At 54.9% G+C, this 17,806-nt stretch carries 16 protein-coding genes; 4 read left to right on the forward strand and 12 right to left on the reverse strand.

Annotated features, from left to right (window positions below; all coding sequences use genetic code 11):
* The first annotated feature begins 105 nt into the window (after positions 1–105).
* On the forward strand, positions 106–975 hold the full coding sequence (robA, locus tag C2U53_RS04940; RefSeq protein ID WP_044255635.1) for an MDR efflux pump AcrAB transcriptional activator RobA: 870 nt from the start codon (positions 106–108) through the stop codon (positions 973–975).
* Here the strand turns inward: robA and gpmB are convergent.
* Complete coding sequence (gpmB, locus tag C2U53_RS04945; RefSeq protein ID WP_042998027.1) at positions 972–1,619, reverse strand: 2,3-diphosphoglycerate-dependent phosphoglycerate mutase GpmB; 648 nt, start codon at positions 1,617–1,619, stop codon at positions 972–974. The two genes, robA and gpmB, sit on opposite strands and share 4 nt — an antisense overlap.
* A 49-nt stretch (positions 1,620–1,668) precedes the next feature.
* Between gpmB and yjjX the strand changes: the two genes are divergently transcribed.
* Positions 1,669–2,184: an inosine/xanthosine triphosphatase gene (yjjX, locus tag C2U53_RS04950; protein ID WP_042998028.1), complete on the forward strand. Its 516-nt coding sequence runs from the start codon at positions 1,669–1,671 to the stop codon at positions 2,182–2,184.
* Between the two features lie 93 nt (positions 2,185–2,277).
* Here yjjX and trpR read toward each other — a convergent pair whose 3' ends face one another.
* Together trpR and sltY are read right to left on the reverse strand one after the other, a co-directional pair.
* Positions 2,278–2,604: a trp operon repressor gene (gene trpR, locus C2U53_RS04955; RefSeq protein ID WP_042998029.1), complete on the reverse strand. Its 327-nt coding sequence runs from the start codon at positions 2,602–2,604 to the stop codon at positions 2,278–2,280.
* 57 nt (positions 2,605–2,661) lie between these two features.
* A complete protein-coding gene (sltY, locus tag C2U53_RS04960; protein WP_104445685.1) occupies positions 2,662–4,599 on the reverse strand; it encodes a murein transglycosylase in 1,938 nt (645 codons plus the stop codon).
* 337 nt (positions 4,600–4,936) lie between these two features.
* Between sltY and ettA the strand changes: the two genes are divergently transcribed.
* The gene (gene ettA, locus C2U53_RS04965; RefSeq protein WP_044255637.1) at positions 4,937–6,604 is read left to right on the forward strand and encodes an energy-dependent translational throttle protein EttA; all 1,668 of its coding nucleotides are present in this window, start codon (positions 4,937–4,939) and stop codon (positions 6,602–6,604) included.
* A 50-nt stretch (positions 6,605–6,654) separates the two neighbouring features.
* On the opposite strand, the gene C2U53_RS04970 is transcribed toward ettA, so the two are convergent.
* The 8 genes from C2U53_RS04970 to C2U53_RS05005 all read right to left on the reverse strand — a co-directional run bounded on the left by C2U53_RS04970 (position 6,655) and on the right by C2U53_RS05005 (position 15,311).
* Positions 6,655–7,398, reverse strand: coding sequence for an oxidative stress defense protein (locus C2U53_RS04970; RefSeq protein WP_042998032.1), 744 nt, complete (start codon positions 7,396–7,398; stop codon positions 6,655–6,657).
* Between the two features lie 116 nt (positions 7,399–7,514).
* Positions 7,515–8,150, reverse strand: coding sequence for an arginine exporter ArgO (argO, locus tag C2U53_RS04975; RefSeq protein WP_090049175.1), 636 nt, complete (start codon positions 8,148–8,150; stop codon positions 7,515–7,517).
* A 144-nt stretch (positions 8,151–8,294) separates the two neighbouring features.
* Positions 8,295–9,155 (reverse strand): small-conductance mechanosensitive channel MscS, encoded by an 861-nt coding sequence (locus tag C2U53_RS04980; RefSeq protein WP_042998033.1) that lies wholly within the window; start codon positions 9,153–9,155, stop codon positions 8,295–8,297.
* 125 nt (positions 9,156–9,280) lie between these two features.
* Positions 9,281–10,216, reverse strand: a complete 936-nt coding sequence (gene allS, locus C2U53_RS04985) for an HTH-type transcriptional activator AllS (protein ID WP_042998034.1) — start codon at positions 10,214–10,216, stop codon at positions 9,281–9,283.
* A 42-nt stretch (positions 10,217–10,258) separates the two neighbouring features.
* Positions 10,259–11,035: a DUF2877 domain-containing protein gene (locus tag C2U53_RS04990; RefSeq protein WP_042998035.1), complete on the reverse strand. Its 777-nt coding sequence runs from the start codon at positions 11,033–11,035 to the stop codon at positions 10,259–10,261.
* 100 nt (positions 11,036–11,135) lie between these two features.
* Positions 11,136–12,398, reverse strand: coding sequence for a DUF1116 domain-containing protein (locus C2U53_RS04995; protein WP_042998036.1), 1,263 nt, complete (start codon positions 12,396–12,398; stop codon positions 11,136–11,138).
* Positions 12,399–12,413: 15 nt separating this feature from the next.
* Complete coding sequence (locus tag C2U53_RS05000; protein WP_104445686.1) at positions 12,414–14,075, reverse strand: acyl-CoA synthetase FdrA; 1,662 nt, start codon at positions 14,073–14,075, stop codon at positions 12,414–12,416.
* Between the two features lie 12 nt (positions 14,076–14,087).
* Positions 14,088–15,311, reverse strand: coding sequence for an MFS transporter (locus C2U53_RS05005; protein ID WP_042998038.1), 1,224 nt, complete (start codon positions 15,309–15,311; stop codon positions 14,088–14,090).
* Positions 15,312–15,646: 335 nt separating this feature from the next.
* On the opposite strand from C2U53_RS05005, the gene C2U53_RS05010 reads away from it, so the two are divergent.
* Positions 15,647–16,552 carry a carbamate kinase gene (locus C2U53_RS05010; protein WP_042998039.1) on the forward strand — a complete coding sequence of 302 codons (906 nt, stop codon included), beginning with the start codon at positions 15,647–15,649 and terminating at the stop codon, positions 16,550–16,552.
* 96 nt (positions 16,553–16,648) lie between these two features.
* Here C2U53_RS05010 and fbaA read toward each other — a convergent pair whose 3' ends face one another.
* Positions 16,649–17,728, reverse strand: a complete 1,080-nt coding sequence (gene fbaA / locus C2U53_RS05015; protein ID WP_042998040.1) for a class II fructose-bisphosphate aldolase — start codon at positions 17,726–17,728, stop codon at positions 16,649–16,651.
* Between the last annotated feature and the right edge of the window lie 78 nt (positions 17,729–17,806).

The following is a 17,806-nucleotide window of genomic DNA, read 5'->3' on the forward strand; positions in this document are numbered from 1 at the left end:
AAGCATTAATGCGCAAAAAAAACACTGAATGCTAAAACAACAAAAAATGCTATTATCCAATAATCTGATGTCAGGTGTTTGTAGTTGAAAGGATGAGGATATTTTATGGATCAGGCCGGCATTATTCGCGACCTATTAATCTGGCTGGAAGGTCATCTGGATCAGCCGCTGTCGCTTGACAATGTGGCGGCAAAAGCGGGTTATTCCAAGTGGCATCTGCAGAGAATGTTTAAGGACGTGACGGGTCATGCGATTGGCGCGTATATCCGCGCACGCCGCTTATCGAAATCTGCCGTTGCGCTTCGCCTGACGGCTCGCCCGATTCTGGATATTGCCCTGCAGTACCGCTTCGACTCTCAACAAACGTTCACCCGCGCCTTTAAGAAACAGTTTTCCCAGACGCCTGCACTGTATCGTCGTTCACCGGAATGGAGCGCATTCGGTATTCGTCCGCCTCTGCGTCTGGGCGAATTTGCCATGCCTGAGCATAAATTTGTCACTCTGGAAGATATGCAACTGCTGGGTGTCACCCAGAGTTACTCCTGTTCGCTGGAGCAAATTTCCGATTTCCGCCACGAAATGCGCTATCAGTTCTGGCACGATTTCCTCGGCCACGCGCCAACCATTCCGCCTGTACTCTATGGCCTGAACGAAACGCATCCCAGCCATGAAAAAGATGACGAGCAGGAAGTGTTCTACACCACCGCGCTGCCGCAGGATCAGGCCAACGGCTACGTACAGTCGGCACAGCCGGTGCTGTTGCAGGGCGGCGAGTATGTGATGTTTACTTACGAAGGGCTGGGAACGGGCGTTCAGGAGTTCATCCTGACGGTCTATGGTACCTGCATGCCGCTCCTGAACCTGACGCGCCGCAAGGGCCAGGATATCGAGCGGTACTACCCGGCTGAAGATGCCAAAGCCGGTGACCGCCCCATTAACCTGCGCTGCGAATTCCTGATTCCGATTCGCCGTTAGCGCTGTAGCTCATCCAACGCAGGGGCGTCCAGATGCGAGATGTCCCCTGCCGTTTCGACCACCCATCCCGGCGCCAGCCACAGGCTTTCCTGATAATCTACCCGCGAAATCGAGCAGTTACGCAGGCGTAAGCGGCGTTCAGCGTAGGCAGGAAGTCCCAGAATCGTACTGACCAGACAGCCCAGCGCAATGCCATGACTGACCAACAGCGGACGACTCCCCTGCGGCAAATCCAGGCACGCAGCGAGCGCGCCATGAACGCGATCGCTTAACTCCTGCATCGACTCCCCTTCGGGAATACGTCCGTCGACGGTGCCGTTGACTAACTGACGACGCCAGTTCTCTTCTTCTTCAGTCAGGGTATCAATATGACGTTTTTCCAGCACGCCCATGTGCAGCTCGCGCAGGCGAGCATCTAAGGTGATATCACAGCCACAGGTCTGGGCGATGATTTCAGCGGTGCGGCGGGTACGTCCCAAATCGCTACTAATGACGTGGGTGATGCCGAGACTTTTCGCGCGGTCACCTACCTGCATAGCTTGTTGCTCACCTTTAGCGGTCAGCGGACTGTCGGACTGGCCTTGAATGCGTCGCTCGGCGTTCCACTGCGTTTCACCGTGGCGAACAAGGTATACCTGTAACATGCTATTTTTCCGTATACTGCAAAGAGTTTTTATAAAATCGAGCTTAATTATGCACCATGTTGTCTCAGCAACCACCAATCCCGCCAAAATTCAGGCAATTCTGCAGGCATTTAACGAGATCTTCGGTGAAGGATCCTGCCATATTGAGTCTGTGGACGTCGATAGCGGCGTACCGGAACAACCCTTCGGAAGTCCTGAAACGCGTGCTGGCGCACGGAATCGGGTCGAAAACGCCCGTCGTGCGCGCCCCGATGCCGACTTCTGGGTAGCCATCGAAGCGGGTATTGATGAAGATGCGACCTTCAGTTGGGTGGTTGTCGAAAACGCCACCCAGCGTGGCGAAGCGCGTTCTGCGACGCTGCCGCTGCCTGCGGTGATCCTTGAAAAAGTGCGCGAGGGTGAAGCGCTGGGTCCGGTAATGTCACACTACACAGGTATTGATAAGATTGGCCGAAAAGAAGGGGCGATTGGCGTGTTTACCGCCGGGAAACTGACGCGCGCCAGCGTTTACCACCAGGCCGTGATTCTGGCGCTCAGCCCGTTTCATAACGCGATTTATCGTTGAGTTCGTAAGCCGGATAAGACGAAATTGTCATCCGGCGATAGTGCGGTTGCAAGCCTGATGGCGCTACGCTTATCAGGCCTACGAAATCACTTTTCAGGCGTTTTTCAACAATATGGTTTCCAGCCACTGCCGCAGTTCGACGGGCGCCGATTTCAGGCTGTTAGAGCCGCGGGTGATCGTCGCAATCCCCGCGCCCAGCTCGTTTTTAAGCTCGCGCTGGCTCATTTCGCCACGTAATAACTCTTCGATAATGCGTACACGCGTCCCCAGCGCTTCGCGCTCATCCGGGGTCAGCATCAGTTGCAACAGCGGTAAGTGCAGATCCTCTGCATAAGACTGGCGGAGCAACTCCACAAAACGAAGCCACTCCTGATTACGTTGTTCGGCCATCGCCGATGAATAAGGGGAATGCTGGGTCATGTTATGCCGCCCTGTTGTACTCATACACGAGTACAAATCATAACATAACCCACCGGATTAATAACGTCTCTGCCACTCAGAATCGCTCATCAGGGTGTCTTTCTGCCCCATGAAATAGCGATAGTAAGCGTCGTAGGCCAGCACGTTCTTCACATAGCCACGCGTTTCCGAGAAGGGAATACTCTCGACAAACGCCACGGCGTCGATCCGTCCCGCGCTGTTGCCAAGCCAGGTGCGCACGCGCCCTGGTCCGGCATTGTAAGCTGCTGACGAGAAGATCCGATTATTGCCAAACTGCTGATAGACGTACTGCAGGTAGCTGGTGCCGATATTGATATTGGTTTCCGGATCCAGTAACTGATTCTGACTGCTGTAACCCGGAATAGAGAACATCTTCACCGTGTGCGTCGCGGTGCCTGGCATAATCTGCATCAGCCCGCTGGCGCCGACCGGCGATTTCACCTTCGGATTCCAGGCGCTCTCCTGACGCGCGATCGCCATCGCATAGCTTTGCGGAATATCTTTGCCACGGGTATAGCGGGTAAAGAGATCCTGATACGCCAGCGGGAAGCGCTCCTCCAGATGATCCCAGAGTTTACCGGCGATCGTCGCCTGCACGCTCAGATCCCACCACTGATTGTTGAAGGCATAACGCGCCAGCTGCGCCTGCTCCGTCTTCGTCCGGCTGGTGACCAGGTTCGCCCATTCGCTGCGGGCGGTGTTATCCATATTCCAGTACATCAGTTCGCGAACGCGGGCCATTTCCGCTCCCTGAGTCAGCGCGTTATTCACATCGCCAGGCGCTTTATCAATTTTCAGAACGTACTCTTCTCCCAGACGCTGCGCTGCCACCATCGGGTAGAAACCGCGCTGTTGCATCAGCGCATGCAGGATCTCTTTTGCTTCCGCTTCACGTCCTCGTTCCAGCAGCAAATCGGCCTGCCAGTATCGCCATTCGTCCTTTTCCTTCGCCTCCATCGGCAGACGCGCCAGCCAGGTGTTCAGGCCACGACGATCGCCAGTCCCGAGCGCCATGCGCACCCGACGCTCCACCAGCGTGGTGGACTGCGAGCGCATAATCGCGTCGTCTCGCCATTTCGCCTGCTCGTCGGTGACGTCGTTACCCATCAATCGCCAGGCGACGATATCGCGCAGCTCCTGGGTTTGATCCTCATTCAACTGCTGCGCCTGTACCAGTGACGGAATCATCAGACGCGCGTTTTCCGCATCCTGACGAGCGACGCTGGCAAAGGCCACAGCGGCCATCTGACGAGTGAAATCGGTCGCGCCGGTGGTGCGCGCAAAGGTCAGGACGCTGTTCGGGTTGTTCGCCAGTGAGATAATCGCTGACGCGATAGTCTGGTACTCCGCCGGCATCTGCCCGGCCAGTACCGTCACCAGTCCAGTGTTGCCCGCTTTCATCGCCAGGCGAATGCGCTCCAGGTAAGAGAGCGGATCCTGGGTGCCAGACGCGCGCCAGACGCTGAACAGTTTGTCACAGGCATTAGGTTGGCTTTTACCGGTCAACCACAGCTCTTTCGCCCCCTGCCAGGCTTCTTCCGTTTGCCCGGTATTCCACTTCGCGTAATAGTAATTGCACTGCGCCTCGGTGGTTCTCGGCTTCTCCGGGCTAAACGCTAATAATCCGCGCCAGTCTTCACGCCGCGCCAGTTCGTTAACGAAACGCGATTCCAGCGTACGCGCTGGCGGCAGGGTTGGGTTGGCACGTACAAAGTTGGTCACCGTGACGGTCGGCTGATTCATCAGATCATCGGTGATTTGCCGATATTCCAGATAGGGATACAGGGGGTAATTCTTCAGGCCCGACATCATCTGCTCCACGACATCCATCTGTCGGTTATCCCAGGCCTGCTTAATCTGTGCGTAACGGTTACGCTGCTCGTCCAGTGAATCGGCTCGCGCTGCCTGACTTAACGTCAGCAGGCACACACCGGCGGCAATAAGACGCCAGGTAAATCGTTGGGCTTTGTCCACAAGCTCTTCCTCTAAATATGATACGTCGCTGCAGCCTCATGCCGCCTAATGATTTCATGCTAACCAGTCATTGGCATTTACGCCACGTCGCGGACACTTTTTTACTTTTACTGCGAGTGAGATCTGCTGGCTGGGATTGAGAGGGGAAAAAGGCTACACTTCGCCTTTGAATACATCTATACCCTAAATAATTCGAGTTGCAGGAAGGCGGCAAGGGAGTGAACTCCCCAGTCACTTACATAAGTAAGTGACTGGGGTGAACGAGTGCAGCAAACGCACATGCAGCTTGAAGTATGACGGGTATATTCATCACGATAAATACAGAGGCGAGTCCAACGTGGCCCAATTCGTTTATACCATGCATCGTGTCGGCAAAGTCGTTCCGCCGAAACGTCATATTCTTAAAAACATCTCGCTGAGCTTCTTCCCTGGCGCAAAAATCGGCGTACTGGGCCTTAACGGTGCCGGTAAGTCCACCCTGCTGCGCATCATGGCGGGCATTGATACAGATATTGAAGGCGAAGCCCGCCCGCAGCCCGGCATCAAAATTGGTTACTTGCCGCAGGAACCTCAGCTTAATCCTGAACACACCGTACGCGAGTCTGTTGAAGAAGCAGTGGCGGAAGTGGTCAACGCACTGAAAGGTCTGGATGAGGTTTATGCGAAATACGCAGAGCCAGATGCCGACTTCGATAAACTGGCCGCGCAACAGGGCAAGTTCGAAGAGATCATTCAGGCGCACGACGGTCATAACCTGAACGTGCAACTGGAGCGTGCGGCCGACGCCCTGCGTCTGCCAGACTGGGACGCCAAAATCGCGACCCTCTCCGGGGGTGAACGTCGCCGTGTCGCACTGTGCCGTCTGCTGTTAGAAAAACCTGACATGCTGCTGCTTGACGAACCGACCAACCACCTGGATGCGGAATCCGTGGCCTGGCTGGAACGCTTCCTGCACGACTTCGAAGGCACCGTAGTGGCGATTACCCACGACCGTTACTTCCTCGACAACGTCGCAGGCTGGATCCTTGAACTTGACCGCGGCGAAGGTATTCCGTGGGAAGGTAACTACTCTTCCTGGCTGGAGCAGAAAGATCAGCGTCTGGCGCAGGAAGCCTCTCAGGAAGCGGCACGCCGTAAATCTATCGAGAAAGAACTGGAGTGGGTTCGTCAGGGCGCGAAAGGCCGTCAGTCTAAGGGTAAAGCCCGTCTGGCACGCTTTGAAGAGCTGAACAGCACAGAATACCAGAAACGTAACGAAACCAACGAACTGTTTATTCCACCAGGACCGCGTCTGGGCGATAAAGTCATTGAAGTCAGCCACCTGCGTAAATCCTACGGCGACCGCGTGCTGATTGACGATCTGAGCTTCTCCGTACCGAAAGGCGCCATCGTCGGCATCATCGGTCCGAACGGCGCGGGTAAATCCACCCTGTTCCGTATGATGTCCGGTCAGGAACAGCCAGACAGCGGCACCATCACGCTGGGTGAAACCGTTAAGCTGGCCTCCGTCGATCAGTTCCGTGACGCCATGGATAACAGCAAAACCGTGTGGGAAGAAGTGTCCGGTGGGCTGGATATCATGAAGATCGGCAACACCGAAATGCCAAGTCGCGCCTATGTTGGCCGCTTTAACTTCAAAGGCACCGACCAGGGCAAACGCGTCGGCGAGCTGTCCGGTGGTGAGCGCGGTCGTCTGCATCTGGCGAAGCTGCTGCAGGTTGGCGGTAACGTTCTTCTGCTCGATGAACCGACCAACGACCTGGATATCGAAACCCTGCGCGCGCTGGAAAACGCCCTGCTGGAGTTCCCGGGTTGCGCAATGGTTATCTCGCACGACCGTTGGTTCCTTGACCGTATCGCCACCCACATTCTGGACTACCAGGATGAAGGGAAAGTGGAGTTCTTCGAAGGTAACTTCACCGAATACGAAGAGTACAAGAAACGCACGCTGGGCGCTGACGCGCTGGAGCCAAAGCGTATCAAGTACAAACGTATCGCGAAGTAATCAACAAAATTGCCGGATGGTGGCGCACATGCCTCATCCGGCCTGGAAGGTTATTGCGCTTTGGCGGTTGCCGCAGATTGTTGACCCGCCGCAGGTTCCAACTGGAACACCACATCGACCTGATCATCAAACTGAATCGCCGCCTGCTCGTACGTTTCCTGCGCTGACACCGGTGCCGCGTCCGCTTTCATCATCCGCACCATCGGGCTTGGCTGATAGTTCGAGACATGGTAGCGCACGCTGTAAACCGGACCCAGTTTGCTGTTAAAACCGGCCGCCAGTTCCTGCGCCTGGTGAATTGCATCATCAATCGCCGCTTTACGCGCTTTGTCTTTATAAGCATCCGGTTGCGCCACACCCAACGAAACGGAACGAATTTCGTTCAGCCCCGCTTTCAGCGCGCCGTCCAGCAGTGGGTTGAGTTTATCTAACTGACGCAGCGTCACTTCGACAGTACGCACCGCACGATACCCTTTCAGAACGCTTTTGCCGTTCTGATAATCGTAATCCGGTTGGGTGCGCAGGTTCGCCGAACTAATGTCTTTTTTCGCGATCTGATTTTGCTCAAGGAAAGAAAGGTATTGCGCAACGCGCTCATCAGCCTGTTTCTTCGCCGTCGCGGCGTCTTTCGCCGCAACATTAACCTCGATTGCCAGCGTGGCAATATCAGGTGCAGCGTCCACGCTTGCCGTCCCGGAAGTCACGATGTGCGGTCCGTCAGGCAATTCGCCTGCCTGCACCGACATTGCACTGAATCCCACTAATGCCGCCAGGGCCATCACTTTGAACTTCACTGTCGCTCCTCCATGTTACGTGAGTTGCCCCAAATTTCAGGGCGCATGCAGGCAAGCTTAGCGCGAAATAGTGTGTTGTCCATCAGACAACGCTTAGAGCGCTAATGGACTGGCTCTTAATTGAACAAGGCGTGAACATGCGCAACGCCTTCTTTTGCCAGTTGAAAAGCGATGAACCACATCACCAGCCCCACCAGCGTATTGATAATCCGCTGCGCTTTTGCGGTACGCAGTCGCGGCGCGAGCCACGCCGCCAGCAGCGCCAGGCCGAAGAACCACAGGAAGGAGGCACTGACGGTGCCGAGCGCGAACCAGCGTTTGGGTTCGACATCCAGTTGTCCGCCCAGACTGCCCAGCACCACGAATGTATCCAGGTAGACGTGCGGATTCAGCCATGTCACCGCCAGCATGGTGGCGATGATCTTCCAGCGTCCCTGCTTCATCACTTCCGCGCTGGCCAGTTCCAGATTGCTACTCATTGCCGTCTTTAAAGCGCCAAAACCGTACCACAGCAAAAAACCCACTCCGCCCCAGGTGACCAGCGCCAACAACCACGGCGACTGCATCAGTAATGCGCTACCGCCAAAAATCCCGGCGCAAATCAGCAACAGATCGCTGATGGCGCACAGGAGCGCAATCATGATGTGATACTGGCGACGTATTCCCTGATTCATCACAAACGCATTCTGTGGGCCGAGCGGAAGTATCATGGCTGCGCCAAGCGCAAGTCCTTGAAAATAATACGATATCACGGTAATCATCCTGAGTGTTGTCTCTATAGCGCAGACTATAGCGCGGGATGATTATTAGCGGAAATGGATAATATTAATCGTAGATTAGGGAAATTAATGAAGAGGGGATTTTGCCGGATGCTGCGATGCGCATCCGGCATAGCATTATTCTGCCGTGACTTCTTTCACGCGTTTGAAATTCACGTCCATCTGCGGATACGGGAAGCTGATTCCAGCGGCATCAAATTCACGCTTAATCCGCTCCAGTACGTCCCAGTACACGTTTTGCAGATCGCCGCTGTTGCTCCAGACGCGCACCACAAAGTTAATCGACGACGCGCCCAACTCATTCAGACGAACCGTCATTTCGCGATCTTTCAGAATGCGATCGTCTGATTCGATAATCCCGGTGAGGATCTGTTTCACCTTATCGATATCAGAGTCGTAAGCGACGCTGATAATAAATTCATTACGGCGTACCGGCTCACGGGAAAAGTTGATGATATTGCCGGCAATGATTTTACCGTTCGGGATGACGACAATTTTACCGTCCACGGTGCGCATGGTGGTGGAGAAAATCTGCACATTCAGCACCGTCCCGGCAACGCCGCCCAGATCCACATACTCACCCGCACGGAACGGACGGAACATGACCAGCAGAACGCCTGCGGCAAGGTTAGACAACGATCCCTGCAACGCCAGACCGACCGCTAAACCGGCGGCACCGAGCACCGCAATCACCGACGCCGTCTGTACCCCTACCCGACCCAGTGCGGCAATCAGCGTGAAGGCAATAATTCCGTAGCGCACCAGCGCGGAAAGAAAGTCTGCCACGGTAGCATCGATATGCCGCGCCACCATCAGGCGGTTAACCGTATTCGACACCAGACGCGCCACGATCATCCCGACAATCACAATGGCCACTGCCGCCACGATGTTGACGGCATAGCTCAACAGCAATTCCTGGTTGCGGACCAGCCAGCTCCCCGCACCGTTGATGCTGTCGACAACATTCAAATCTTCCATTACATATTCCTTGGTCATAACAAATCAGAGCAAATGAGATCAATCTCACGAAAACACCCCGTTAAAGGTAAACAATAATGGGTGAATATGCCATTTTCGTTATGTTTCAATTCTGGATATCACGGCTATTGCCGTTCTGCAGGACGATCCACCATCCGCAAAAATCCCCCCACCAGCCCATGTTTTTGTTTAAAAATTGCGGCAATTTCGCTGACCACTTTTCCACTTCCGGCATTCTTCCAGGCGATAGAAAGCGGTGACGGCTGGCGAGGATTCACCACCGAACGAGCCACCAGTGCGCCGGATTCTACGTAAGGGCGACACAGACGTTCCGGTAAAAAACCGACGCCCAGGCCACTTAAGTGACAGGCCAGCTTGGTGCTGAGATCCGGAACCTTAATCTCCTTTTGTCCGCTCAGCAGCCAGGCCACGCGACGGGTGAGCGTGCGCGACGTATCTTCAATATTGATGGCGGGGTAGCGACGCAGCATGTCGTCCGATAACACCGTTGCCGGATGGCTGGCCAACGGGTGATTCTGCGCGACCACAAACTGCCAGCTAATGTCCCCCAGTGGCAGCAGTGAAATGTTGTTTGACAACGATTCGGAACCGGTCACGCCAATCGCCAGTTGATAGTCGTCATACAGCAGCGAATCCCACACGCCCATATAGACCTGGCGGGAGATCTGGAAACGGGTGAAGGGAAATTGTTGATGCAGCCACGTCAGTAAATCAGCGGTCGTCTGCGGCTGATAGAGCAAATTATTGATAACAATATTAACCTGACGCTCAACGCCCGCATTAATCTGCTGCAACTCATCAGGCATGGCGTCCAGCCAGTTAAGCCACTGGCGACAATGTTCGAGCAGATGCTGTCCCGCCAACGTCAGGCTGACGGAACGCGTGGTTCGTAAAAAGAGCTGCGTACCCACCTGCTCTTCCAGCGTTTTGATGCGGTAACTGATTGCCGCAGGCGTTTTATGCAGTGAGCTGGCCGCACGGGAAAAACTCTCCGTCTCAGCTACCCGAATAAATGTACGTATTGTTTCCTGATCGAGCATGCTTTCCCCTTGAATCAGCCATCAGCCATCAGCCATCAGCCATCAGCCATCAGCCATCAGCAACCAGCGTTGCGCCAGCGCAATCCCTAACACCATGTCAGCGCCGGAGGTGTGCCCCACCGTGAGCAGACGACGCAGTGCGTGGCCTGCGTCACGCCCGGTTTGCAAGCTGCGCATCACCCCCAACACCGGCGTCGAAAATTCGCCCACTCTGGCACTATTAAGATAGCTACAGCTTACCGAAGTTGTCAGTTGCGCAAGTTGATCCGCCGGGGGTAAAAAAAGGTGAACCGGTATCCCGGCTGCAATAAAGACCGCCAGCATTCCCGTAAGCATATCATCACCGCTGGGCGTGAGTCCGGGACCTCGTCCAATCAGCCAGCGCCAGTCTGGCACGGCACCATTCGCCCAACGCTCCAGCCCGGCGACGATCTGCGGATAACACGCCACGGTATTGAGTGGCTGGTTGAGCGCGCCTCCCAGACCGGTTTGCTGAACACAGGAAGACAGGTCGAGCAGTGCGATAGCAGAAGGAGTCAGTTGCAGCCTGAGCTGACGCTGAGGGCGAAGGGTCACCCCCTGCCCGGTCAGCAGATCCCCGGTTTTGCACAAGCGTGAAACCGTCGTCAGGCGGGAGAACTGTGCACGACTCAACAGCACGCCGGTCGGCCCCATGCCTTTACCGTAGCGGTATAACGTCAGTAATTCGCCGTTAGCATGGCTGAAATTGATCGCCTGTGAGAAGCGACTGTGCAGCGTCCATTCACCCTCTGGAAGTCGATAAAGCCCGGCGCAGGCCAGGGCATTGAGAATGAACATAGGTTACTCCGAAATGCCGGATCGCGGCGCCACCTTATCCGGCCCACGAGTGACACCGATCCGTAGGCCCGGTGAGCGTTAGCGCCACCGGGCATTTCTGTTACGCCGTGATGTGATGCTCTTCCGCCAGCGCTTCCAACGCTTTTTCAAAGCACAGCAGCGGTGCACGTACGGTCCCCGCACCAACCTGGCCGATTCCGGCTTCGCGGTGAGCGATACCGGTGTTGATCAGCGGCGTAATCCCCGTTTCCACGACACGACGGATATCCAGCCCCAGACACGCCCCTTTGAAATCCCAGGACGGGATCTGGAACAAAGGGTTGTTGGCGAGGTAGATTTCCGCCATCTCCTCAGAGGTTTCCAGCGCGGCCCCCATACCGCCCGCACCGACGAAACGCGTCACGCCAGGTGCAGCAATCATGGCTGCGCCACCAATGCCCAGCGTCTCGGTAATGGCGCTATCACCGATATCCGGGTTAGCGTCAGCCTGACTGTAGCCGGTAAAAAACAAGCCCTGCGGCGTATTCACTGGCGCGGTAAACCAACGGTCGCCGGTGCCGCTGACGCGAATCCCGAACTCACGTCCGTTGCGCGTCATTGCGGTCACCACCGAACCGGCTTTAATCACTGCCGCCGCATCCATCACCGCTTTGCTGTAGGCCATCGCCAGGTTAAGGAAGAACTGATCGGTCACGCTCAGGAACTGCAGCACCTCAATGATTTCGGCTTTCGGACGATCAAGACCGGCGATCACAGGGGATAGCGTGCGCAGCAGTAACGACGAGGCCGCGATATTACGCTGATGGAATTCGTCCCCCATCGTAATCGCCTGAGCCATCATCGCCGTCAGATCCACGCCGTTCTCCATGCGCGACAAGGCCTCCTGTAACACCGGTGCCAGCGTATCGCGCATCCAGCGCAGACGCGTCTGCACATCCTCACCGTAGGCGCCGAAACGCATGACTTTGCCGATCCCTTCGTTCAGGTTGCAACAGGACTGATTGCCATGCACCACGTCACGTACGACCAGCACTGGCATGTTTGCAGAGGTGATGCCGCCCATCGGGCCGACGGCGCCAACATGGTGGCACGGGATAAATTCCACTTCGCCCTGATTCAGGAGACTGACAGCTTCCTCTTCACTGGCCGCCCACCCCTCAAACAGCGATGCGCCGATACAGGCACCGCGCATAGGCCCCGTCATCTCTTCCCAGGCAATCGGCGGGCCGGCGTGCAGCAATTTACGCCCGGAGGACAATTCAACCACCGCCTCTTTCGCAGGACGGACAGCAACCCAATGTGGGCGGGCGGCTTTGATGCGTTCAATAATGGCGTCGTTGGCCTGTGCAATTGATGAATACATATCGGTACCTCTGAATTAATGTAACTGCTTGAGTAAACTGGCGAGACGCGCATTGCCACCGGCAATCGGCGCCCACTGATAATGCACAACCGGCGTGCCGCTGCTTTGCAGATCCAGCGCGAAGCTGCGCAGTCCGGCATTGATCACCTGTACGCCATCCAGCAAGGGGTTAGGTTCAACGGATGGGCGAGAGTCCTGATGATGTGTCAGGCTGATGGCGAGCAACACGGCCTCTTCCAGGGTTTCCACCACGGCGATGCCTGCATCACGCAGAATGTCGGTTTGTCCACTGCGTCCCTGTGGGTCGGCATCGGTTCCGGTGAGGGTGGCGATGGTGACCAGCGGCGCGTTTCGCGTTGCGCGAACCTGCTCGACAGCCTCAACAACGGCGCCCGCCGGATCAGCACAGGCGCCATAGCCCAGCACCACATCCAGCAGCAGCACGCCCACGTCCGGCATCGCTGCCAGCTTTTCGATTTCAATGCTGCGAGTTGTCGGGTCAATCATCGGGTGTGGTCTGCCCAACGTGTAGCTGTCATCTCCCAGATCGACAATGCGATGGCCCTGCGCGTCGAGCATGACGCCAGCAGCGTGGCTTTCACTCACTGGCACACCCAGCCCGGCCGAAAGCAACATCGCCGCTTCAGCCGCGAGCGTCCCGCCGGCATACAGCCCATAAATGCCTTTGCCAGCCACCTCGGGTTGAATCAGGCGCTGCTGAGCCACTCGCATCAGCAACACGGCCAGTTGGGCGGCATCTGAGAGCGAATTCGCCAGCCAGACATTCCCCTCACAGCGTTGTTCCGGTTTATTCCCGAGAAAGAGCGCGACCACCGGTTTACCGACCTTTTGCATCGCATTGATAATGCGGGTTCTGACCTGCGGCGACGGCGGTTTAGAGACAAACGCGATCACCCGCGTGGCATCATCAGCAGCCAGCATCTCCAACGCCGTTAACGCACTGATGCCTCCCACTTCCACACTCAGATCGCGTCCCCCCAAACCGATGGCATGGCTGATCCCCTGTTGGTGCAGCGCAATCTGAGAGGTGACCTCCTGAATGCCCGTTCCGGACGCCCCGATTACACCAATTCCACCGTCGGGCAACACGTTCGCGAATGCCAGTGGGCTACCGGCAATCATCGCTGTCCCGCAGTCCGGCCCCATCACAATCAGCCCTTTTTCGCGAGCCAACGTTTTCAGCTCAACTTCCTGCTCAAGCGGTACGTTATCGGAAAACATCATCACGTTTTTACCGGCCAACAGCCCCTCTTTCGCTACGGAGGCCGCATACTCCCCGGCAACCGAAACCAGCAGCAGATTAGCCTGCGGTAATTTCTGGCACGCGCTCTCCCAGCGACGCGCTTTCAGCAGTTGCTGTGAACCGCCCGAGGCGCTGGCAATTGCGCTTAACTCTTTTTCCAGCTGTTCGCGGATTAATTCGAGGATCTCCGGTTGCTCGTCATGCGTTCGTACCGCCACACAAATATCGTTCGGTGTGGCCTCGACAAAATCGTCATGCCAGAAGCCCGTAGAATCCAGCATCGCTTTATTCGCTGGCGTTCCCATCATGACGGAAACCTGGTCAACTTCCGGTCGCTCACTTAATTTCCGGGAAATGATCATCAGGCTGACGGAGTCCTGAAAGCTTCCCTTTTTAATAAAGGCGTAAATCATTACCGCTACCTCTTATGTACGTTTTTCTTTCAAAAACAGCATCGCAACCAATCCAATCGCTAACAGAATGGCTGACACATAAAAACTGGATGCCAGGCTGCCCGTTATATCGCGCGCCGCGCCAGCAATAATGGGAGCAAGAATAGAAGAGCTCATGCCGATAAAATTAAATAAGCCAAACGCGGTGCTGTAATTATTTTCATCAACGCTATCGGCAACCAGCGCAACCAGCACGGGATCCAGTGCCAGTTTGCCGACGAGACCGTAAATACACAGGGCGACAATCACGCCAGTCATGTTTGGCATCCAGACAATGGACAGCATGCTGATGATCGCCACCGGGACGAGGAACATAATTAACGGTTTGCGCTTACCTAATTTGTCAGACAGGCTGGAGAATAACAGCGCGCCGGGGATTGAAATCCAGGCGACCAGCGAAGAGATAAATCCAGTTTCGCTACCGGCAATACCACGTTCATTTTGCAGATAATAGGGAAGCCAGGTCAGAATAACGAAGAAACCAAACAGGCTACAGAACACCATGATATAGGTCAGAACGAGGTTGCGGTTTTTCAGAAGATCGCTGAATTTGCCTTTTTTTACCGGCTGTCCGTCGGTATCTACAGTGCGTTTCTTTTCTTTCACAAACAGCCAGATCGCAATCCCCACCAGTACTGAAGGAACCGCCATCGCGTAGAACGGCATCCGCCATGAATGGCCCTGATCGTACACCAGCCAGCTTGAGGTCATCAGTCCCAGCGCAATACCGAAGGCCATGCCGCTATTGATGATTGCGCTGCCGAGCGAGCGATATTTTTTAGGGATTTGCTCGGAAGAAAGGCCGTACTGTGGACCGTAATAGGTCCCTTCTCCCGCGCCCGTGACAACGCGGGCAAACAGCAGCGTGTACCAACTTTTTGCCCAACCGGTAACGGCCGTGAAAACGCCAAAGAGAATAAACCCAGGCACCAGCACTTTTTTCTTACCGATTTTATCACCCAGTATTCCGGCCGGGACCTGTAATAACGCATAAGAAAAATAAAACACAGAATTAAGAATGCCTAATTGCGTTCCACTTAGGCCAAACTCTTTTTCCAGCTCGCCCATCACCGGGTTCAATACCGTCCGGTCGGCGTACATGAAAATCCACCCCAGCCAGAACAGGAAAATGGTCACCCACCAGGCCGGTATTCCTTTTTTCTTCGTGACCTCAGTCACTTCACATGATTCAGACATAAGCAATCTCCCGGTAATATTTACCGTTGAACACCTCATATTATCTGACGATTGATGAGGCTTGATGTTTTAACTCTGCTCACCATATCGGGACGCGACATCATTTCGTTTGAGCAAAGTCACACAAAATCCATTGTTATAAATTCCTGGGAACTGACCGCAACATTATTAAAAAAAGTCTAACAATCATTTTTTAAATATTTTAAACAAAGTAATTAAAAATAATCCTAATTAACGCGTTATTTTTATCAGTCAATAAGCTGTCGAATAAGTCACATTATAAAAAAACCGGAACGTTATTTTGACCACGAGATATTTTGCACATTGAGGTCATAATGAAAAAGAAACTGGTCATTGCACTGGGTGGGAATGCATTATTACAGCGCGGAGAGATATTGAGTGCGGAAAACCAACAACGCAGCATTCAGGTTTTTGCGCAACGGGTAGCGACGCTGGCTCGCGATTATCAACTGGTGATTGTTCACGGAAACGGGCCTCAGGTCGGGTTGCTGGCGTTGCAGAACGCGGCCTACACGGAATCACCCGCCTGGCCGCTGGATATACTGGTGGCTGAAAGCCAGGGAATGATTGGCGCCGCCATCGCCCAGGCGCTGACGCAAAATACGGGGGGTTGCCCCGTGACCACGCTGATGACACGGGTAGAAGTAGACCCGCAGGATGAGGCGTTTGCCGCTCCGGGTAAGTACATAGGGCCCGTCTATCAACCGGATCAACAAGCTGAACTGGAACAACGCTATGGCTGGACGATGAAGGCGGATGGACAATACATTCGACGGGTCGTTCCCTCACCGATACCGCAAAACATCCTCGACGGCGAGGCCATCCAGATGCTGATGGAAGCAGGGCATACGGTGATTTGCTGTGGCGGTGGCGGCGTTCCGGTGGTGGCTCAGGGTAACGGATACGTGGGAACTGAAGCGGTGATCGACAAAGATCTGACAGCTGCGGTGTTGGCGAATACCATCAACGCCGATCATCTGCTGATCCTGACCGATGCCGATGCCGTCTATGAACACTGGGGTACTCCACAGGCGCGCGCGTTACGACATGTCACAACCGAAGAGTTGGCGCCGTTTGCGGCACCGGATGGCGCAATGGGACCAAAAGCGGCGGCGGTGATCCAGTTTGTTAAGCAAACCGGGCGTTCGGCGTTTATTGGCGCGCTGAAAGATGCACCGCAGATACTCACAGGCGAGAAAGGTACCTGCGTGACGCAGTAACCCCCTGCCGTCTGGCATTGTCGGATGGCGAGATTCTCCGGCAACCACGCAAAAAAGGCTTCCCGAAGGAAGCCTTTTTACAATCAGCGGACCAGATTACAGAACGTCAATTGCGTTCAGTTCTTTGAAAGCCTGTTCCAGACGCGTGATCATGGAAGTCTGGCCAGCACGCAGCCATACGCGCGGATCGTAGTATTTCTTGTTCGGTTGATCTTCGCCTTTCGGGTTGCCCAGCTGACCCTGCAGATACGCTTCATTCGCTTTGTAGTAGTTCAGAACACCTTCCCAGGTCGCCCATTGGGTATCGGTATCGATGTTCATTTTGACTACACCGTAGCTTACGGAGTCTTTGATTTCCTGAGCGGTAGAACCGGAACCACCGTGGAAGACGAAGTTCAGGCTGTTGTGCGGCAGGTTGTGTTTCTTAGAAACATAGTCCTGAGAGTCGCGCAGGATGGTCGGGGTCAGAACCACGTTACCCGGCTTGTAGACGCCGTGTACGTTACCGAAAGAAGCCGCGATAGTGAAACGCGGGCTGATTTTGCTCAGCTCGGTGTACGCGTAATCCACGTCTTCCGGCTGGGTGTACAGGGCAGAAGCGTCCATGTGGCTGTTATCCACACCATCTTCTTCACCACCGGTGCAACCCAGTTCGATTTCCAGGGTCATGCCCATTTTGGACATGCGCGCCAGGTATTTGGAGCAGATTTCGATATTCTCTTCCAGTGACTCTTCAGACAGGTCGATCATGTGAGAAGAGAACAGCGGTTTACCGGTCGCCGCGAAGTGTTTTTCACCTGCGTCCAGCAGACCGTCGATCCACGGCAGCAGTTTCTTCGCGCAGTGGTCAGTGTGCAGGATAACCGGAACACCGTAGTGCTCAGCCATCTGATGTACGTGGTGCGCACCAGAGATCGCGCCCAGGATTGCCGCACCCTGAGGAACGTCAGTTTTCACGCCTTTACCCGCGATGAACGCAGCGCCACCGTTGGAGAACTGTACGATAACCGGCGCTTTAACTTTTGCAGCGGTTTCCAGAACGGCGTTGATAGAGTCGGTACCGACGCAGTTAACTGCTGGCAGAGCGAAGTTGTTTTCTTTTGCTACCTGGAAAACTTTCTGTACGTCATCACCGGTGATAACGCCAGGTTTTACGAAATCAAAAATTTTAGACATGTTACGAGTCCTGTATCTTCGGCCTTGGAAAGGGGTGCGTGCCACTTAAGCGCGCTGAAAATTGGGCAGGTTTCCCTG

Origin of the sequence: Citrobacter sp. CFNIH10, assembly GCF_002934585.1 — a bacterium.
GTDB lineage: Bacteria > Pseudomonadota > Gammaproteobacteria > Enterobacterales > Enterobacteriaceae > Citrobacter_A > Citrobacter_A amalonaticus.

Bases quoted from the DNA above. Each gene is read 5' to 3' on its own strand.
- robA (WP_044255635.1), top strand. From the start codon at position 106: ATGGATCAGGCCGGCATTATTCGCGACCTATTAATCTGGCTGGAAGGT.
- gpmB (WP_042998027.1), bottom strand. From the start codon at position 1,619: ATGTTACAGGTATACCTTGTTCGCCACGGTGAAACGCAGTGGAACGCC.
- yjjX (WP_042998028.1), top strand. From the start codon at position 1,669: ATGCACCATGTTGTCTCAGCAACCACCAATCCCGCCAAAATTCAGGCA.
- trpR (WP_042998029.1), bottom strand. From the start codon at position 2,604: ATGACCCAGCATTCCCCTTATTCATCGGCGATGGCCGAACAACGTAAT.
- C2U53_RS04980 (WP_042998033.1), bottom strand. From the start codon at position 9,155: ATGGAAGATTTGAATGTTGTCGACAGCATCAACGGTGCGGGGAGCTGG.
- allS (WP_042998034.1), bottom strand. From the start codon at position 10,216: ATGCTCGATCAGGAAACAATACGTACATTTATTCGGGTAGCTGAGACG.
- C2U53_RS04990 (WP_042998035.1), bottom strand. From the start codon at position 11,035: ATGTTCATTCTCAATGCCCTGGCCTGCGCCGGGCTTTATCGACTTCCA.
- C2U53_RS04995 (WP_042998036.1), bottom strand. From the start codon at position 12,398: ATGTATTCATCAATTGCACAGGCCAACGACGCCATTATTGAACGCATC.
- C2U53_RS05000 (WP_104445686.1), bottom strand. From the start codon at position 14,075: ATGATTTACGCCTTTATTAAAAAGGGAAGCTTTCAGGACTCCGTCAGC.
- C2U53_RS05005 (WP_042998038.1), bottom strand. From the start codon at position 15,311: ATGTCTGAATCATGTGAAGTGACTGAGGTCACGAAGAAAAAAGGAATA.
- C2U53_RS05010 (WP_042998039.1), top strand. From the start codon at position 15,647: ATGAAAAAGAAACTGGTCATTGCACTGGGTGGGAATGCATTATTACAG.
- fbaA (WP_042998040.1), bottom strand. From the start codon at position 17,728: ATGTCTAAAATTTTTGATTTCGTAAAACCTGGCGTTATCACCGGTGAT.